The organism is Streptomyces sp. DSM 106670, assembly GCF_055792845.1.
In genome coordinates this window covers 4,953,973-4,971,584 of the sequence record NZ_CM147704.1, presented here as the reverse complement: position 1 = coordinate 4,971,584, position 17,612 = coordinate 4,953,973, and the positions used below count along the sequence as shown (strand labels likewise).

The window sequence follows — 17,612 nt, the reverse complement described above, 5'->3', positions numbered from 1 at the left end:
GTACGGGTCGCTGTACGCGGGTGTCAGCGGGCCGCGTTCCGTACCGCCGTGCCGATCTCGGCGCGCAGCGCGGCGTACGCGGGCAGTCCGCGCAGTTCGTCGGGGTCGGCGCCGGTGCGGGGCAGGTCGATCGGGATGTCCAGGGCGACCGTGCCGGGGCGGTTGGTGAGGACGATCGCGCGGGTGCCGAGGAAGACCGCCTCGTCGACGCTGTGGGTGACGAAGACCGAGGTGGTCCCGGTCTCGGCGCTCACCGTGCGCAGGTCCTCCTGGAGCCGTTCCCGGGTGAGGGCGTCGAGCGCGGCGAACGGCTCGTCCAGCAGCAGGAGCCGCTTGCCGCCCGCCAGCGCGCGGGCGATGGCGACGCGCTGCTGCTGGCCGCCGGAGATCTGCCAGATGCGGCGGCCCGCGGTGTCCGCGAGGCCGACCCGCTCCAGCAGCTCGGCGGTCCGCTCCGGCCGTTCGGCCCGGGGCACGCCCGCGTACTTCAGCGCCAGGCCGATGTTGTCGCCGACCGTGCGCCAGGGGAAGAGGCGCGGCTGCTGGAACACGATGCCCGCCTGGCTGCCCGGGTCCGGGCGCTCGCCGAACACCTCCACCGCGCCCTCGGTGGCGTGCTCGAAGCCGGCGATCAGCCGCAGCAGGGTGCTCTTGCCGCAGCCGGAGGGGCCGACGAGGACCAGGAACTCACCGGCCGGGATCTCCAGCGAGAGCGGGCCGAGGGCGGTCACCGCGTCCGCGCCCCGGCCGTAGGAGTGCCGGACGTCGGTCACGGAGACGACGGGCGCGGCGCTCTCCTGCGGACCGGCCGCCGCCTCGGGGGCTTTGCTCAGGTCAGGGGCTGACGGCATCGCTGAGCCCTTCCACGTGGATGGCCTTGCGCAGGGCCTCGATGTCCGGTGCGGCGTCGATCTGCTTCTGGTCGACGAGGAACTGCGCGGCGCTGTGGAGGTTGTCCGCCAGACCGCCGACCTTGCCGGTGGTCCCGAGCCACTTGGCGTCGGCCTGCTCGGCGGGCTTGAGGAAGATGCCCTGCTCGATCTGGGCCCCCGCCTCGGCCGGGCTGATGCCGAGCTGCTTGCCCACGGCCGCCGACGCGGCGTCGGGGTCGTCGTGGATCAGGTCGAGCGCCTGCGCCTGGGCCTTGCGCCAGGCGGGCAGCACATCGGGGTGGGACTTGAGGAAGCTGGTGGAGGCGACCCCGAGGTCGAGGGTGGGCTTGCCGCCGGCGGCGAGTTCACGGCTGGAGACGATGACCTCGCCGGTCTTCTTCAGCTCCTCCAGCGTCGGCAGCCAGACATACGTGGCGTCGATGTCGCCGCGCGTCCAGGCGGCCAGGATGTCCTGCGGTTCGAGGTCGAGGAGCTGGACCTTCGAGGCGTCCACCCCGGCCTTGTCCAGCGCGGCGAGCAGGCTGTAGTGCGAGGTGGAGCTGAACGGGGTGGCGACCTTCTTGCCCTCCAGGTCCTTCACCGAGGAGATCTTCGAGCCGTTACGGGCGACCAGCGCCTCGTTGTCCCCGGCGACGTCGAGCACCCAGGTGACCTCGTACGGAATGTTCAGCGGCGCGGAGAGCCCCCGGGCCACCGGGCTGGAGCCGATGGCCGCGAGGTCCACGGACCCGGCGACGAAGGCGGTGTTGATGCTGGCCCCGGAGTCGAACTTGGTCCACTTGATGTCGTATCCGGGCAGCGCCTTCTCCAGCCAGCCCTTCTCCTTGACGATCAGGTCGCCGCTGGGGAACGCCTGGTAGGCGATGCGTATCGTCTTGCCGCCGTCCCCGTCACCGGAGCCGCCGCCCTGGCCGCACGCGGTCATCACCAGCAGGGAGCCCAGGGCCGCGGCGAGGGAGGTGATGCGGAGCAGGCCGCGTGATCGGGGCATGTGGGTGTCCTTCGTACGAGAGTGAACGGGGGCATGGGCGTGGGAGAGGGAGTCGGCGGGCGGAAGGAGGGGGCCGGTCATGTGTGGCTGCGCCAGGGGGCGACCCGGTCCGACAGGACCCTGAGGGCCGCGTCGATGAGCAGGCCGGAGATGCCGATGGCGAAGAGGCCGAGCACGACGGTGTCGGACTGGTTGTAGCGCTGCGCGTCCCGGATCAGACCGCCGATGCCCGGCAGTCCGTTGACGGTCTCGGCGGCGACGACGGAGGAGTACGCGATGCCGAAGGCGAGCCGGACGCCGATCAGGATCTCGGGCAGTGCGGAGGGCAGGACGACCGAGGTGACGACCTGTCCGCGCCGGGCCCCGATCGCGCGGGCCGCCTCGACCAGGGCCGTCGGCGCGGACGCCACGGCCGACGCGGTGGCGACGGCGACCGGCGGCATCGCCGCGATGGCCAGCAGCCACAGCTTGGGCGCCTCGTCGATGCCGAACCAGATGATCAGCAGGCTGAAGTAGGCGAGCGGGGGCAGGGTGCGCAGGAACGCCACCGCGGGCTCCAGCACGACGCGCACCCACGGCAGCGTCCCCATGAGGACGCCGAGCACGAGCCCCGCGACCACGCCCGCACCGGCTCCGATGAAGATCCGGCGCAGGCTGATCCCGAGGTGCTCGATCAGGGTGTGCCCCTGATAGCCCCGGACGCCGTCGTGCGTGCCGGAGGTCTCCAGCAGCGCCCGCCACACGGCGGCGGGCGAGGGCACCAGCACCGGCGACCACAGCTGGAGCGCGGTCACCAGCTGCCAGAGGCCGAGCAGGACGGCGAGCGCGAGGACCCGCAGTCCGACACGGCGCAGCAGGGCGGCGCGTTCGGGACGGCGGCGGCCACCATCCGCGACCGGCGGGCCCGGGGTCACGGGTGCGGCGGGTTCGGCGGTCCGTTCCCGCACGGACGGGGTGGTCGGCATGAAGGTGTCTCCGGGGTCATGGAGCCTCGCCGGACCTGCGGAAACAGGCCGGTAGGACACAGAGCGGGCGGCGCTGGGGACGCGAGAACGCGAGTACGCGACGATGCGAGGGACGGGACCCGGAGGGGATCAGGCGCTGGGGAAGCGGATACCGGGGACGCGCGCAGGCATCACGTGGGCATCGCGGAGGATGCCGCGGCCGGCATCAACAGGATGCGCTGGAGACGCGGCAGAGATCGATGTGGAGGCACTCCACCAGAAAACGATCGACTGGCACGGGCGCTGTTCTAGCACAGCGTTTCGCGCGGGCACCAGGATCCGCCAGGGAGTGAGACGCCTTCGGACCGGTCCGTGGACGGGTACCGGACCGGCGCACACACCGTCGCGAACCGATCTTCACTTCTCTTCAACCTTTCCGGCACACGGGCGCTCTGTAAGGGGTGGGGGTCGAGGAGAGAGGGGAGGGCGGATGCCGGCAGGGGCTGAGCCCGCCATGGCGGACGGCGAGCGCGCCGCGTTCGAGGCGTACGCCAGGACCGGGCAGCGCCGGCTGTACCGGACGGCCTACCTGCTGTGCGGGGACGTCGAGGGCGCGCAGGACCTGACGCAGACGACGCTCGCCAAGCTGTTCCAGCAATGGCGCAGGGCGAGCCGGGCGGACAACCTCGACGCCTACGCCAAGACCGTGCTGGTGCGCACCTTCGTGGCCGAACGCCGCCGCACCGTACGCGATCTGCTCGCCCACAACCGCAACGCGCCCCGCCCGCAGCCCAATCCCGCACCGGGCGCCGACCTCCGGGTCACGCTGCTCGCCCTGCTCGCCGAACTCCCGCCCCGGGCACGGGCGATGGTCGTCCTGCGCTACTGGGACGACCTGAGCGTGGAGACCGTGGCCTCGCTGCTGCGGTGCAGCGAGTCGACGGTGAAGAGCCAGTGCTCACGTTCGCTCCTCCGTCTGCGCGCCCGGATGGGCGACGTCCAGCTCTACTCCACCGGAAGCTGAGGGCCGGTCATGACCCCTGAACCGTACGAGCGCCCGTCGCCCCGCACGCGCGACGAAGAGCTGTACCGCGACGAAGAGCTCTGCCGGGACGAAGAGTTGTTCCGGGACGCCCTGCACCGGACCGTCGACCCGCTGTCCCTCCAGCCGGATCTGGTCGCCGACGCCGTACGGGAGGGCCACCGGCGGCGGGCCAGGGCCCGGGCGTTCGCGGTCGCGGGCGCCTTCGTCGCGGTCACCGCCGTGACCCTGGGCCTCTCCGTGCTCGGCCCCTGGCTGTCGGCCGGGCCGGGCCCGGAACCCGCCGCGCCCGCCGGACCGTCCCTCTCCCTGCCCGCCACCACGCCCACCCCGTCCCCCCGACGTACGGAGCACCCCACCGACATGCCGAGCCCCACCGCCGTCCCCGTGCCGACGGAGTCCGCGGCCGTGCCGCCCGTACCCCCCGGGCCGCCCGAGCCGGCCCTGTCGGTCCCGCCCGGGCTCGGCCCCCAAGAAGCCTGGCGGCTGGAGGACTTCCGGCGGCAGGCGGCCCGGGCCCTGGACGCCCTGCTGCCCGCGTCGGTCGGCGCCGTCCGGCCCGTCGGCGACGGACCGGAGCGCTACGAGGGGCGGCGCGGTGGCATCGTGCACACCGTCCGCCTGTCGGTGCGCCCGGACCCGGGGAGCCCCGAGCCCGCCTGCCGCGACCTCCCGGAGAAGGGGCTGACCTGCGAGCCCGTCACCCTGGACGACGGCACGCCGGCCCGGGCGTTCCGGCAGCCCGGCGCGGACCGGCCGGGCACGGAGGTCTCGCTCCACTACCGGTCCGGCCGCAGCACGGTGGCGCTGTCCGTCGCGCCCGCGCGGTCCGGGGCGGACGGTGCGGCCGTCACCGCGGGGGACCTGGTGCGGGTCGCCCAGAGCCCGCGGTTCCGGGAGCTGATCGCGTACGCCGGCGAGCACCCGGTGGCGTGGAGCGGGGCCGCCTCGTGACGCGCCGCCGCACGACCGGCACGCTGCCGCCCGGGTACGGGCAGCCGGACCGCGACGAGGACACCTTCCGGCTGCGCGTGCCGCCGCCCCGGACGCCGGAACGGACCGGGAGCGGTCCGAGGAGCGGCTCCCGGGACGGATCCGGGGACGGCTCGGGGCGCGGCTCCCGGAACGGCTCGCGGCGCGGCTCGCGGTCCGCTCCCCGGTCCCGGTCCGCGGCGCGGACCCGGGTGCGGCGGCGGCAGCGGAACCGGCGCCGGGCGGTGGGCCTCGTCGTGCTGACGCTCGCGGTGGCCGCGGGCGCGGCGCTTCTCGTCGGCCGCCCCTGGCAGGACGGCGGCCCGGCGGACGCCGCCCCGGCCCCCTCCCGTACGGCGCCGGAGGGCGGACCGGACAACGCGTCCGAGCCGCTGGAGAACGCCCCCGAGCCCACTCCCCCGCCGGCCCCGACCCCGTCCGCCACCGAGGAAGCGGAGGTGGAGCCGGACGACGTCCGGGCCGAGGACATCCCCGCCTCGGGGCCCGGCACGTTCACCGTGGCCCGTGCGGGCGTCACGGCGAAGGGCAAGGGCAGCGCCTACCGGGTCGAGGTGGAGGACGGCATCGGCGTCGACCCGGACCGGGCCGCCGCCGGCATCGCCGCGGTGCTCGCCGATCCGCGCGGCTGGAGCCACGGCGGCGAGCGCTCGTTCCGCCAGGTCGCCGACGGATCGGCCGGGCTGGTGATCAGGATCGCCACCCCGGCGACCACGGACCGGATGTGCGGCGCGTACGGCCTGAACACGCGCGGCGAGGTCAACTGCCGGGGCGGCGAGAAGGTGATGGTCAACCTGAAGCGCTGGCAGCTCGGTTCGCCGCAGTTCGACGGGCCCGTCGCGGAGTACCGGGCGCTGATCATCAACCACGAGGTCGGCCACTGGCTGGGGCGCGGCCACGAGACCTGCCCGGGGAAGGGCCGCCCCGCGCCCGCGATGATGCAGCAGATCGACGGGCTGAAGGGCTGCGTCGCCAACGCCTGGCCGTACGACGCGAAGGGGCGCTACCTGGGCGGCCCGAAGGTGCCCTGACGCCTGCCGGGGAAGCGGCCTCAGCGCTCGCGGTGCACGAGCCGCCCCGCGAGCACGGTCGCCACGCAGGGCCGAGGGCCTCCGCCGTACAGCGCCGCCTCGTCGGGCACGTCGAAGACGGCGAGGTCGGCCCGGCCGCCCACGGTCAGCGGTCCGTGTGCCGTACGGGCCAGATCGCCGCCCGCCGCGAAGGGGTCCAGGTCCGGCACCCCTTCGCGTACGGGCAAAGGCTCCCCGGACTCCTCCCGTACCGGAACGGGCGACGGCGCGACCCGGACGACCAGACCCGACCGGGCGACGGCCGTGCGCAGCGCCGGGTCGTCCGCGCCGAACGGGCCCGCCACCTGGGTGGTGCCGTGGCGCAGCATCCGCTGGAGCCCGCGTCGCACGCTGCCGGCCCGCCGGGTCGCGTCCGCCGTCGCCGCGATCCGCTCGAACGCCTCGCCCCACAAAGGGAGTTCGCCCAGCTCGTCGGCCTCACGCGGGTCGGGGTGGTAGCAGCGGGTGAGCAGTTCACGGGCCCGGTCCTGGCGCAGTCCGGGCGTGAGGAGGCCGGGCCAGCGGCGGACCCGGGCGGCCGGGTACGCGGCGGCGACCTCCTCGTACGGGCCGAGGGCCGCGATCCGGTCGCCGTCCACCGCGACCGCCCCGTCCGCGACGGCCGCCGCGCCCACCGGGAGGACCAGGGGCGCGGCGTGAATCGTCAGCACGGCAGGATCAGTTGGCGCTGAGGAGCTTCAGCTCCGGGTGGGCGGTACCGCCCTCGATCGCGGTGGACGAGATGTGCGAGACGACGCGCTCGTCGACCGGGTCGTTCGCCGGGTCGTCGTGCACGACGAGGTGCTCGTACGTCGTGGCGCGCTGGGCCGGGACGCGGTCGGCCTTGCGGATCAGGTCGATGATCTCCAGCCGGTTGGAGCGGTGCTTGGCCCCGGCCGAGGAGACGACGTTCTCCTCCAGCATGATCGAGCCGAGGTCGTCCGCGCCGTAGTGCAGCGACAGCTGGCCGACCTCCTTGCCGGTGGTCAGCCAGGAGCCCTGGATGTGGGCGACGTTGTCGAGGAAGAGCCGGGCGATGGCGATCATCCGCAGGTACTCGAAGAGCGTGGCCTGGGTGCGGCCCTTCAGCTTGTTGTTCTCCGGCTGGTAGGTGTACGGGATGAAGGCGCGGAAGCCGCCCGTGCGGTCCTGGACGTCCCGGATCATCTTCAGGTGCTCGATGCGCTCGGCGTTGGTCTCGCCGGTGCCCATCAGCATGGTGGAGGTGGACTCGACACCGAGGCCGTGCGCGATCTCCATGATCTCCAGCCAGCGCTCGCCGGACTCCTTGAGCGGGGCGATGGCGGTACGCGGCCGGGCGGGCAGCAGTTCGGCGCCCGCACCGGCGAAGGAGTCGAGCCCGGCGGCGTGGATCCGGCTGATGGCCTCCTCGGCGGAGACCTTCGAGATCCGGGCCATGTGCTCGATCTCGGAGGCGCCGAGCGAGTGGATGACCAGCTGCGGGAACGCCTTCTTGATCGCGGAGAAGTGCTCTTCGTAGTACTCCACGCCGAAGTCCGGGTGGTGGCCGCCCTGGAACATGATCTGGGTGCCGCCGAGCTCGACGGTCTCCGCGCAGCGGCGCAGGATGTCGTCGAGGTCGCGGGTCCAGCCCTTGTCGGTGGCCTTGGGCGGGGCGTAGAAGGCGCAGAACTTGCAGGCCGTCACGCACACGTTGGTGTAGTTGATGTTGCGCTCGATGATGTACGTCGCGATGTGCTCCGTACCGGCGTAGCGGCGGCGGCGTACGGCGTCGGCGGCGGCGCCCAGCGCGTGCAGCGGCGCGGACCGGTAGAGGTCGAGCGCCTCCTCCGGGGTGATCCGACCGCCTTCGGCGGCTCGGTCGAGGACGGGCTGAAGGTCGGCCTTCTCGGTCACCGGGCTGTCACCTTTCGGCGGTTTTTCTACGGATCCTCGGACCGATCCAGCGTACGCCAGCCCGGTGCGCCGTCAGCCGCCGGACCTGGTGAGCTTCCCGTACGGGAGACCGGCGGCGCGTTCCTTCGAGCGGTAGTCCAGGGTGCCGTCGTCGGCGAGCCGGAAGACCAGGTCGGCCTCGGTGGTGGTGCAGAGGCCGGGGGTGCTGGGGCGGTCCGGGTCGGTGGCCTCGCGGATGTTCAGCTCCTTCGCGGTGCCGGAGGCGAGGGTGCCGACGCTGTTGCAGGTGACGGTGATGCCGAGCTGGGAGATCGTCGTGCTCATCCGGACGACCCGCTCGCCGCGCTTCCCCTCGGTGAAGACGGCGGTGAGGGTGCCGTGCGGCTGGCCGGTCGTCCTCTCGGTGAGCGGACCCTTCCAGGTGCCCACGTACGCCTTCGGCAGCGCGGCCGCCGGGGCCTCGCTCGCGGCGTCGTCGGACTCGGCGGGCGAGGGCTTCCCGGAGGCGGGCGGGGAGGCGGAGCTCGACGGGGTCGCGGCGGCGTCGTTGCCCCGGTCCTGGTCGGCGCCGCCGCCCGGGAAGAGTCCGTCGAGCAGGCCCGTGCCGAGGGTGACGACGGCGAGCGCGCCGGCCACGGCCAGGGCGACCGTGCAGCTGACCCGGCGGCCGCGGCGCTCCCCGGTGGTCTGCCGGTTCTCGGCGCTGACGGTCAGGGAGAGGCGGGGGTCGCCGGTGCGCTGCCCCGGCAGGCCGCTCGCGCCGTGCGGGCTGTGCGTCCCGTCGCCGCCCTGCCGGTAGGTCCCGGCGTGCGCGGGGGGCGGGGGTGCGGTGGGGGCGGACTTGGCGCGCGGCGGCATCGGCGGCGGCGGAGGGGGCGGCGTCCCGTACTCGTCCTGCGGATGCGGCGTCCCGTACGCGTCGTCCTGCGGATGCGGGGTCCGGTACGGCACGTCGTCCTGCGCCGCTTCACGCGGCGCTTCCTGCGGCTGCGGTGTCCGACCCGGTGCTTCCCGCAACGCTTCCTGCGCGGCTTCCTGCGCACGGGGCGTCCCGTACGGCGCTTCCTGCGGGTTCGGGGCGGGTGGGCCGAATTCCCCGGGCCGGACCGGTGCGGCCTCCCCCGGCCAGGGCCGGGGCCCGGCCCCCGCCCCCAGAGACGCGCTGCTGAACGGCACCGGACCCGACTGCACCGGCGCGTCCTGCGGTTCCAGGTCCAGCAGGGCCACCGCGGACCGGCTGACCTCGCGCACCAGCCGGCCCGGCAGCCAGCCGCCCGCCACCATCGCCGCCGCCCCCTCGGGAGCGAGTGCGCGGGCGAGGTCGGCCGGGGCGGGGCGGTCCGCCGGGTCCTTGGCGAGGCAGCCCGCGACCACCTCGTGCAGCTCACCCTCCAGCTCGCCCAGTTCGGGTTCCTCGTGGACCACCTTGTAGAGGAGGACGGCCGAGGAGTCGCCCGGGAAGGGGGCCGCGCCCGTCGCCGCGTACGCGAGGACCGCGCCCAGCGAGAAGACGTCGGCCGCGCCGGAGACGTCCCGGCCCCGGATCTGCTCGGGCGCCATGTAGCCGGGCGAGCCGACGGAGACGCCGGTGGAGGTGAGCGAGACGGTCGCGCCGAGGGCCCGGGCGATGCCGAAGTCGATGAGGCGGGGGCCGTCGAGGGCGAGCAGCACGTTGGACGGCTTCACGTCGCGGTGGACGATGCCCTGGCCGTGGACGACCGCGAGGGCCTCGGCGAGACCCGCGCCCAGGGTGCGCACCGCGTGTTCGGGCAGCGGGCCGTGCTCGGTGATCGCCTGGGAGAGCGGTGGCCCGGCGACGTACCCGGTCGCCACCCACGGCACCGGCGCGTCCGGGTCGGCGTCCAGGACCGGGGCGGTCCACTGGGCGCCGATGCGCCGGGCGGACTCCACCTCGCGCCGGAACCGGGCGCGGAACTGCTCGTCGAGGGCGAAGTGGGGGTGGACGACCTTGACCGCGACCGTACGGCCGCCCGCGCTGCGCCCCAGATAGACCCGGCCCATGCCGCCCGCGCCGAGCCTGCCGAGCAGCCGGTAGGCACCGATGGTGTGCGGTTCGCCCGCTTCCAGCGGCTGCATATGGACTCCCCCTGTGAACCCTGCGGGCGGTGAACCCGTGGACGGCAATCCCTCTGGACGCTCCGGAATCCCTGTGGACGGTCCGGACCCGGACCGAAGCCTAGGGGGCGCCACCGGCGCGGTCACCGGGAAACGGCCGGACCATTCCCCCCTCTCCGGTCAGGAGGGGATCATTTCGCCCCGGGGAAAGGCGCGAATGTGTTGTTCCGGCGCCCGCCGTCAATTCCCTGCCCAGGAACGGGAAAGGGAATTCCCGCCCTTTCCCGGGCCCTGGCTCAGCCGCCGAGCAGCTCCACCCGGACATCGGCCGGGTAGCCGGTGTCCTGTCCCGTCCGGCGGGCGAACTCGCGGACGCCGGCCAGCTGGTCCGGGCCGAAGCGGAAGTCGAGCGTCGTGAAGTACTGCTCCAGCACCTTCGCGTCGAAGGCCTCCCAGCGGGCGGCCTGCTCCGCGACCTTGGTGACCTCCTCCAGCGAGAGGTCCCGGGAGGCCAGGAACGCCTCGTGGACCTTGGCGGCCGTCTCGGGGTGCGCGGCCAGGAAGTCCTTGCGGGCCGCCCAGACGGCGAAGACGAACGGCAGCCCCGTCCACTCCTTCCACATCTGACCCAGGTCGTGGACCTGGAGCCCGAGCCGGGGGGCGTCGTGGAGGTTGGCGCGCAGCGCGGCGTCGCCGATCAGCACGGCGGCGTCCGCTTCCTGCATCATCAGGCCCAGGTCGGGCGGGCAGGTGTAGTAGTCGGGCCGGACGCCGTAGCGCTCGGCCAGCAGCAGCTGGGCCAGCCGCACCGAGGTGCGGGAGGTCGAGCCGAGCGCCACCCGGGCCCGGTCGAGCTGCTCCAGCGGCAGCTGGGAGACGATCACGCAGGACATCACGGGTCCGTCGCAGCCGACCGCGATGTCCGGGAACGCCACCAGGTCGTCGGCGTTGCGCAGGTACTCCACGAGGGTGACCGGGCCGATGTCCAGATCCCCCCTGATCAGCTGCTCGCTGAGCCGCTCCGGGGTGTCCTTGGAGAGCTCCAGGTCGAGCAGGGTTCCCGTCCGGGCCAGGCCCCAGTACAGCGGGAGGCAGTTCAGGAACTGGATGTGGCCGACGCGGGGCCGGCTGCGACGGTCGTCGTCGCCTTCACGGGGGGAGACGGTTGAATTGTCCACATCGCGAGGCTAGACCCGCATCCGGCCACGAGCACCACCGGGGCCCGCGCGCCCCGCCCCGCGCCCCCGCCCGCACTCCGCTCCGCGCCCCTCTTCGGGAGGCTCTCGGGCGGTCTTCCTCCGGATGCCCGACGAGGCAGTCAAACATTCGGGTGAAGTGATCTTTCCCTCTACCGCTCTCCAGAGACTGCGTGCTAGGCTCGCCCGCAAGTTGCAGTTTGGTTTCCCTTGCAGTACAGAGCCTGCGGAGCATGTAACCCGCAGGCTTTTGTAGTTTTCAGACTTGTTTGCAGGTTCTGGAGCAGGGCAACCCTTTGGCCCAAGGAGGGCTTATGGCTACCGGAACCGTCAAGTGGTTCAACGCTGAAAAGGGCTTCGGCTTCATCGCCCAGGACGGCGGCGGCCCGGATGTCTTCGTTCACTACTCCGCGATCAACGCGTCCGGGTTCCGCTCCCTCGAGGAGAACCAGGTCGTGAACTTCGACGTCACTCAGGGACCCAAGGGTCCGCAGGCTGAGAACGTCACCCCGGCCTAGTTGCCCGGGTCGGTCGATCGCGGCCGTACATAGCAGTACCCAAGGAGCCCCGCTCCCCCGCTTCGGCGGAGGAACGGGGCTCCTGCCTGTATACGCCCGCACCCCGGTACCGCTTGACCTTGACCCCGTGTGAAGGGGTGCAGTGGAGCCATCATGTTCACCATCGGAGACTTCGCCAGGTACGGCCGGGTGTCGCCCCGGATGCTGCGTCACTACGACGCCATCGGGCTGCTGCACCCCGACCGCACCGACCCCGCCACCGGCTACCGCCGCTACGGCGCGGCCCAGCTCGCACGGCTCAACCGGATCATCGCGCTCAAGGACCTCGGCTTCACGCTCCAGCAGGTGGGGGCCGTCCTGGACGAGCAGGTGGGCCCGGAGGAGCTGCGCGGGATGCTGCGGCTGCGCCGGGCCGAGCTGGCGGAGGCGGTGGCGGCCGCGTCGACGCGGCTGGCCCGGGTCGAGGCGAGGCTCCGGTCGATCGAGAGCGAGGGGCGCATGCCTGCCGACGACGTTGTGATCAAGACCGTTCCGGCGGTCCGGGTGGCCGAGCTGACCGGGACGGCCGCGAGCTACCAGCCGGAGGACATCGGTCCGGTGATCGGCCCGCTGTACGACAGGCTCTTCCCGCTCCTGGAGGGCGCCGGCCTCCGGCCCACCGGTCCCGGGATCGCCCGGTACGAGGACGCCCCCGGGGGCTCCGGCGCGATCACGGTGCACGCCGGGGTGACGGTGTCGGCCCCGGCGGGCGCGGTCGGGGACACGGGGGTGCGGGTGGTGGAGCTGCCGCCGTTCGAGGCGGCGACGATCGTGCACCGGGGCGCGATGGACGACGTCCTGCCGACGGCCCACGCCCTGGCCCGCTGGCTGGACGCCAACGGCTACCGCTCCACGGGCTACACCCGCGAGGTGAACCTGGAGTGCCCGGCGGACCGGAGCGCGTGGGTGACGGAGCTCCAGGAGCCGGTGGCGAAGGCCTGACCGGCCCGATGCGTACGGGGAGGGGCACGCCGCCCCCTCCCCGTACGCAGGCCCTGGCCTCTACGCCCCCGCCCAGAGCCCGTCCTCCGTGAGCCCCAGCAGGTCGATCGCGTTGCCCCGGACGATCCGGTCGACGACGTCCGGAGCCAGATGGCCCATCTGCTCCTCGCCGACCTCGCGGGAGCGGGGCCAGGTGGAGTCGGAGTGCGGGTAGTCCGTCTCGTACAGGACGTTGCCGACGCCGATCGCGTCGAGGTTCTTCAGCCCGAAGGCGTCGTCGAAGAAGCAGCCGTAGACGTGCTCGGCGAACAGCTCGGACGGCGGGCGGTGGACCTTCTCGGCGACGCCGCCCCAGGCCCGGTTCTCCTCCCAGACCACGTCGGCGCGTTCCAGGATGTACGGGATCCAGCCGATCTGGCCCTCCGCGTACATGATCTTCAGGTTGGGGAAGCGTTCGAACTTGCCGCTCATCAGCCAGTCGACCATCGAGAAGCAGCAGTTGGCGAAGGTGATGGTGGAGCCGACGGCGGGCGGGGCGTCGGCGGAGGTGGACGGCATCTTCGACGAAGAGCCGATGTGCATGGCGATCACGGTGCCGGTCTCGTCGCAGGCCGCGAGGAACGGATCCCAGTCGTCCGCATGTATGGACGGAAGTCCGAGATGGGGAGGTATCTCGGAGAACGCGACCGCGCGCACGCCCCGCGCCGCGTTGCGCCGGACCTCGGCGGCGGCGAGCTCCGCGTCCCACAGCGGGACGAGGGTGAGCGGGATGAGGCGGCCGTGCGCCTCGGGGCCGCACCACTCCTCCACCATCCAGTCGTTGTAGGCGCGCACGCCGAGGAGCCCCAGCTCGCGGTCCTTCGCTTCGGTGAACGTCTGCCCGCAGAAGCGCGGGAAGGTCGGGAAGCAGAGCGCGGACTGCACATGGTTGACGTCCATGTCGGCGAGCCGGTCCGGGACCGAGAAGGAGCCCGGCCGCATCTGTTCGTAGGTGATGATCTCCAGCTTGATCTCGTCCCTGTCGTAGCCGACGGCGGTGTCGAGACGGGTGAGCGGGCGGTGCAGATCCTCGTACACCCACCAGTCGCCGACCGGCCCGTCGTCGCCCTTCGCACCCATCACGGGCGCGAACTTTCCGCCCATGAAGGTCATTTCCTTCAGCGGTGCGCGAACGACGCGCGGACCGGAGTCCGCATATCTGGACGGGAGCCGGTCCCGCCAGACATGAGCGGGCTCCACCGTGTGGTCGTCCACCGAGATGATCTTCGGGAAGGTCTCCATGTGTTCCACGGTAGCGCCGATCTGACGAACCGTCAGCTAGCGTGCGGGCATTCGCGCCGGGTCCGGCACGGGGCTCGGTTCCCGAATCGTTGTCGAGGGCTTGTGCAGAGCGTCACCCACTGCTGACGAGTCCGCCCGGGACAAGGCAGACTGTTGAGCGCGATACCAGCGGTACCGCGCCATCCGGATGCACACCGCACATGACGCACGGGCGGACATGCGGGCGCGGGCACCACCGGCAGGATCCGCAGACGAGCGGGACCGGCAGGCGAGCAGGACAGGGGGCATCAATGGACCGTGACAGCGGGCCACGCGTGCGCGTACCGGAGCAGCGTGCTCCGGAGAAACCGGGTACGGCGGACGCCCTCAGGTTCACCGTGCTCGGCCCCGTACGGGCCTGGCGGGGCTCGGAGCTGCTCTCCTCGGGCTCGCCCCAGCAACGCGCCCTGCTCGCCGCGCTGCTGCTGCGCGAGGGCCGGACGGCCACCGCGGGCGAGCTGATCGACGCCTTCTGGGGCGAGGACCCGCCCTCGCAGGCGCTGGCCACGATCCGTACGTACGCCTCCCGACTGCGCAAGATCCTGGGCCAGGACACCCTGGTGAGCGAGTCCGGCGGATACGCGATCCGCACCGACCGGGGTACGCTGGACCTCACCCTGGCCCAGGACCTGTCGGCCGAGGCCGAGAAGGCGCGGGCGGCCGGGGACCGCTGCCAGGCGCGCACCCTGATCAACAAGGTGCTGGGTCTGTGGGACGGCGAGGCGCTGGCCTCCGTGCCCGGCCCGTACGCGGACAATCAGCGCACCCGGCTGGAGGAGTGGCGGCTCCAGCTCACCGAGACGCGGCTGGATTTGGACCTGGAGGTCGGCTGCCATGCGGAGGCCGTCTCCGAGCTGACCGCGCTGACCGCCGCGCACCCGCTGCGCGAGCGGCTGCGCGAACTGCTGATGGTGGCGCTGTACCGCAGCGGTCGGCAGGCCGAGGCCCTCGCGGTGTACGCGGACACCCGCCGGCTCCTCGCGGAGGAGCTGGGCGTGGACCCGCGCCCCGAACTGGCCCAGCTCCAGCAGCGGATCCTGCGCGCCGACGAGGAGCTGGCCCGCCCGGCGGACGAACCGGCGCCCGCGCCCGCGCCGCTGAAGCCGGCCCAGCTCCCCGCCACCGTGCCCGACTTCACCGGCCGGTCCGCGTTCGTCTCCGAGCTGGGCGGCCGACTGGCCACCGCCGAGGGCTCGGTGATGGCGGTCTCCGCGGTGGCCGGGATCGGCGGCGTCGGCAAGACGACCCTGGCGGTGCACGTCGCGCACCAGGCCCGCCGGCACTTCCCGGACGGGCAGCTCTACGTCGACCTCCAGGGCGCGGGGGCGAGGGCGGCGGAGCCGGAGACGGTCCTCGGCTCGTTCCTGCGCGCGCTCGGCACGGCGGACTCGGCGATCCCGGACACCCTGGACGAGCGGGCCGCGCTGTACCGCTCGACGCTGGACGGCCGCCGCGTCCTGATCCTCCTCGACAACGCCCACGACGCCGCCCAGATCCGCCCGTTGCTGCCCGGTACGCCGGGGTGCGCGGCCCTGGTGACGAGCCGGGTGCGGATGGTGGACCTGGCCGGGGCGCATCTGGTGGACCTGGACGTGATGTCGCCGGAGGAGGCGCTGCAGCTCTTCACCCGGATCGTCGGCGACGAGCGGGTCGGCGCGGAGCGCGAGGCGGCCCTCGACGTGGTGGCCGCGTGCGGCTTCCTGCCCCTGGCGATCCGCATCGCCGCCTCCCGCCTCGCGGCCCGCCGCACCTGGACGGTCTCGGTCCTCGCCGCCAAGCTCGCCGACGAACGCCGCCGGCTGGACGAGCTCCAGGCGGGCGACCTCGCGGTGAAGGCCACGTTCGAACTCGGCTACGGCCAGCTGGAACCGGCCCAGGCCCGCGCCTTCCGCCTCCTGGGCCTCGCGGACGGCCCGGACATCTCGCTGGCCGCCGCGGCGGCCCTGCTGAACCTGGACCCGCACACGGCGGAGGACCTCCTGGAGGCCCTGGTCGACACGAGCCTGGTGGAGTCCGCGGCCCCGGGCCGCTACCGCTACCACGACCTGGTGCGCCTCTACGCGCGTGCGTGCGCGGAACGGGACGAGGAGCCGGTGGAGCGGGAGTCGGCGCTGTCGCGGCTGCTGGACTTCTATCTGGCGACGGCGGCGGGGGTGTACGCGCTGGAGCGGCCGGGGGACCGGCTGGCCGATCACCGGGAGCCCACGCAGTACAGCGGGCTGACGTTCGCCGACCGGCACAGCGCTCAGGACTGGCTCTACACGGAGGCCAACTCCCTGCTCGCCTGCGTACGTCAGTCGTCGGGGCCCGGTGCGGTGCGCCGGGCGGTCGATCTGCTCTGGGCCACCAAGGACCTCGCGGAGTCGGGCGCGAACTCCAAGCAGTACGAGGCCGCGGCGATCACGATGCGCGATCTGGCGCGGTCCAGCGACGACGCGCGGGCCGAGGGGCGGGCGCTGATCACCCTCACCAACGCACGTCTGGTCGCGGGCCGTTTCGACCAGGCGGAGCGGGACGCGCAGCGGGCCATGCGGCTCGCCCGCGCCGTGGACGACCCGCTGCCGAGCTGCTGGGCTCCGAACGACCTCGGCATCATCGCGCTGTACCAGAACCGCCACGCCGAGGGAGAGGCGTATCTGGAGCAGGCCATCGCCAACTTCCGGGCCGACGGCAACCGCCCGGGCGAGGCGAGCGCCCTGTGCAACCTCTCCCGTATCCATCTGGCGATGGGGAACACCACGAGCGCGGTGGCCCTGGCCCAGCAGGGCATAGACATCTACGACGAGCTGGGCCACGCGCTGCGCGGCGCGAACGGCCGTTACGCTCTCGGCCTGGCTCTCACGCAGAGCGGCCGGTTCGCCGATGCGACGGAGCAACTCCACGACGCGCTGGCGGTGTTCCGGGACAGCAGGCAGCGCCTCTGGGAGGGTATGGCCACGTTCCGTCTCGCGGAGGTGGACCTGGCGGCCGGCCTTCCGGCGCAGGCGGCCACCAAGTCCGAACAGGCGCTGGCGATCCTGCGCGGCATCGGCGGCGAGTGGCGGCGCGGCAACGTCCTGACCGTGCTGGGCCGGGCGCTGAGCGAGATCGGGCAGCCGGGCCGGGCCCAGGTGTGCTGGCGCGAGGCGCTGGACATATACGAGACGCTCGGCTCGGCGGAGATCGAGAGCGTACGGAAGTTGCTCGTGCCAACGCTGCCCGGCTGAGCCGGTGGTGAGCGTTCATCATTCGTTTATCGCTTCCCGACACTGTGGTCCCAGTCGTTCCGTCGCGTCGGGGGGCAGACGGGCCGGCTGTGGCCGTAGAGGTACGTTGAACGGCCAGATGACACCCGCCCGGCAACCCGACGGGGGAGTTGCCGGGCGGGCTCGTCGAGTCCGTTGCACAGCTATTCAGGAAGCTGGAGAACACCATGAGCGATGCGAAGAAGAACCCGGTCGTCAAGCCGCTCGACAACCACGCCACCGGCGGGGAAGCCAAGCCGCAGGACAACCACGCGACGGGCGGCACCGTGAAGCCGCTCGACAACCACGCGACCGGCGGCACCGTCAAGCCGCTCGACAACCACGCCACGGGCGAGCCCGCCTAGACCTTCCCGACGGGGATACGGGGGAAGCGACCGCGGCGACGCCGAGGGGGAGCCGCCGCGGTCGCGGTACGGGGGAATGTGTGAGGGGCCCGAGCACTGGGGAAGCGCTCGGGCCCCTCACGCG

General features: G+C 73.1%; 15 protein-coding genes. 7 read left to right on the top strand and 8 right to left on the bottom strand.

What is annotated here, in order from left to right; translation table 11 throughout:
- Window positions 1-23: 23 nt before the first annotated feature.
- The 3 genes from ACSMXR_RS22015 to ACSMXR_RS22005 all read right to left on the bottom strand — a co-directional run bounded on the left by ACSMXR_RS22015 (window position 24) and on the right by ACSMXR_RS22005 (window position 2,849).
- The gene (locus tag ACSMXR_RS22015; RefSeq protein ID WP_137232548.1) at window positions 24-851 is read right to left on the bottom strand and encodes an ABC transporter ATP-binding protein; all 828 of its coding nucleotides are present in this window, start codon (window positions 849-851) and stop codon (window positions 24-26) included.
- Window positions 835-1,884 (bottom strand): taurine ABC transporter substrate-binding protein, encoded by a 1,050-nt coding sequence (locus ACSMXR_RS22010; RefSeq protein WP_473169748.1) that lies wholly within the window; start codon window positions 1,882-1,884, stop codon window positions 835-837. Before ACSMXR_RS22010 ends, ACSMXR_RS22015 begins: the two co-directional genes overlap by 17 nt.
- 77 nt (window positions 1,885-1,961) lie before the next feature.
- Entirely contained in the window at window positions 1,962-2,849 is an 888-nt protein-coding gene (locus tag ACSMXR_RS22005) for an ABC transporter permease (RefSeq protein ID WP_381906772.1), read from the bottom strand.
- A gap of 493 nt (window positions 2,850-3,342) precedes the next feature.
- Here ACSMXR_RS22005 and ACSMXR_RS22000 point away from each other — a divergent pair, with 493 nt between their 5' ends.
- The 3 genes from ACSMXR_RS22000 to ACSMXR_RS21990 are packed head-to-tail and all read left to right on the top strand — an operon-like array spanning window position 3,343 to window position 5,891.
- A complete protein-coding gene (locus ACSMXR_RS22000) occupies window positions 3,343-3,852 on the top strand; it encodes a SigE family RNA polymerase sigma factor (protein WP_473172427.1) in 510 nt (169 codons plus the stop codon).
- Between the two features lie 9 nt (window positions 3,853-3,861).
- Window positions 3,862-4,824: a hypothetical protein gene (locus ACSMXR_RS21995; RefSeq protein ID WP_473169747.1), complete on the top strand. Its 963-nt coding sequence runs from the start codon at window positions 3,862-3,864 to the stop codon at window positions 4,822-4,824.
- Window positions 4,821-5,891, top strand: coding sequence for a DUF3152 domain-containing protein (locus tag ACSMXR_RS21990; protein ID WP_473169746.1), 1,071 nt, complete (start codon window positions 4,821-4,823; stop codon window positions 5,889-5,891). Before ACSMXR_RS21995 ends, ACSMXR_RS21990 begins: the two co-directional genes overlap by 4 nt.
- A 20-nt stretch (window positions 5,892-5,911) precedes the next feature.
- Here ACSMXR_RS21990 and ACSMXR_RS21985 read toward each other — a convergent pair whose 3' ends face one another.
- From ACSMXR_RS21985 to ACSMXR_RS21970, 4 genes are all read right to left on the bottom strand, one after another.
- Window positions 5,912-6,601 carry an imidazolonepropionase-like domain-containing protein gene (locus ACSMXR_RS21985; protein ID WP_218525134.1) on the bottom strand — a complete coding sequence of 230 codons (690 nt, stop codon included), beginning with the start codon at window positions 6,599-6,601 and terminating at the stop codon, window positions 5,912-5,914.
- A 7-nt stretch (window positions 6,602-6,608) separates the two neighbouring features.
- The gene (mqnC, locus tag ACSMXR_RS21980) at window positions 6,609-7,808 is read right to left on the bottom strand and encodes a cyclic dehypoxanthinyl futalosine synthase (protein ID WP_137232553.1); all 1,200 of its coding nucleotides are present in this window, start codon (window positions 7,806-7,808) and stop codon (window positions 6,609-6,611) included.
- Window positions 7,809-7,880: 72 nt separating this feature from the next.
- Window positions 7,881-9,905, bottom strand: coding sequence for a serine/threonine-protein kinase (locus tag ACSMXR_RS21975; RefSeq protein ID WP_473169745.1), 2,025 nt, complete (start codon window positions 9,903-9,905; stop codon window positions 7,881-7,883).
- 275 nt (window positions 9,906-10,180) lie between these two features.
- Window positions 10,181-11,062: a menaquinone biosynthetic enzyme MqnA/MqnD family protein gene (locus ACSMXR_RS21970; protein ID WP_030083389.1), complete on the bottom strand. Its 882-nt coding sequence runs from the start codon at window positions 11,060-11,062 to the stop codon at window positions 10,181-10,183.
- A gap of 332 nt (window positions 11,063-11,394) precedes the next feature.
- On the opposite strand from ACSMXR_RS21970, the gene ACSMXR_RS21965 reads away from it, so the two are divergent.
- A complete protein-coding gene (locus ACSMXR_RS21965; protein ID WP_003967102.1) occupies window positions 11,395-11,598 on the top strand; it encodes a cold-shock protein in 204 nt (67 codons plus the stop codon).
- Between the two features lie 153 nt (window positions 11,599-11,751).
- A complete protein-coding gene (locus ACSMXR_RS21960) occupies window positions 11,752-12,579 on the top strand; it encodes a MerR family transcriptional regulator (protein WP_473169744.1) in 828 nt (275 codons plus the stop codon).
- A gap of 60 nt (window positions 12,580-12,639) precedes the next feature.
- Here ACSMXR_RS21960 and ACSMXR_RS21955 read toward each other — a convergent pair whose 3' ends face one another.
- A complete protein-coding gene (locus ACSMXR_RS21955) occupies window positions 12,640-13,860 on the bottom strand; it encodes an amidohydrolase family protein (protein ID WP_473169743.1) in 1,221 nt (406 codons plus the stop codon).
- A 290-nt stretch (window positions 13,861-14,150) separates the two neighbouring features.
- On the opposite strand from ACSMXR_RS21955, the gene afsR reads away from it, so the two are divergent.
- A complete protein-coding gene (gene afsR, locus ACSMXR_RS21950; RefSeq protein ID WP_473169742.1) occupies window positions 14,151-17,105 on the top strand; it encodes an SARP-family global regulator AfsR in 2,955 nt (984 codons plus the stop codon).
- Window positions 17,106-17,311: 206 nt separating this feature from the next.
- A complete protein-coding gene (locus ACSMXR_RS21945; protein ID WP_170994554.1) occupies window positions 17,312-17,488 on the top strand; it encodes a hypothetical protein in 177 nt (58 codons plus the stop codon).
- The last annotated feature ends 124 nt before the right edge of the window (window positions 17,489-17,612 follow it).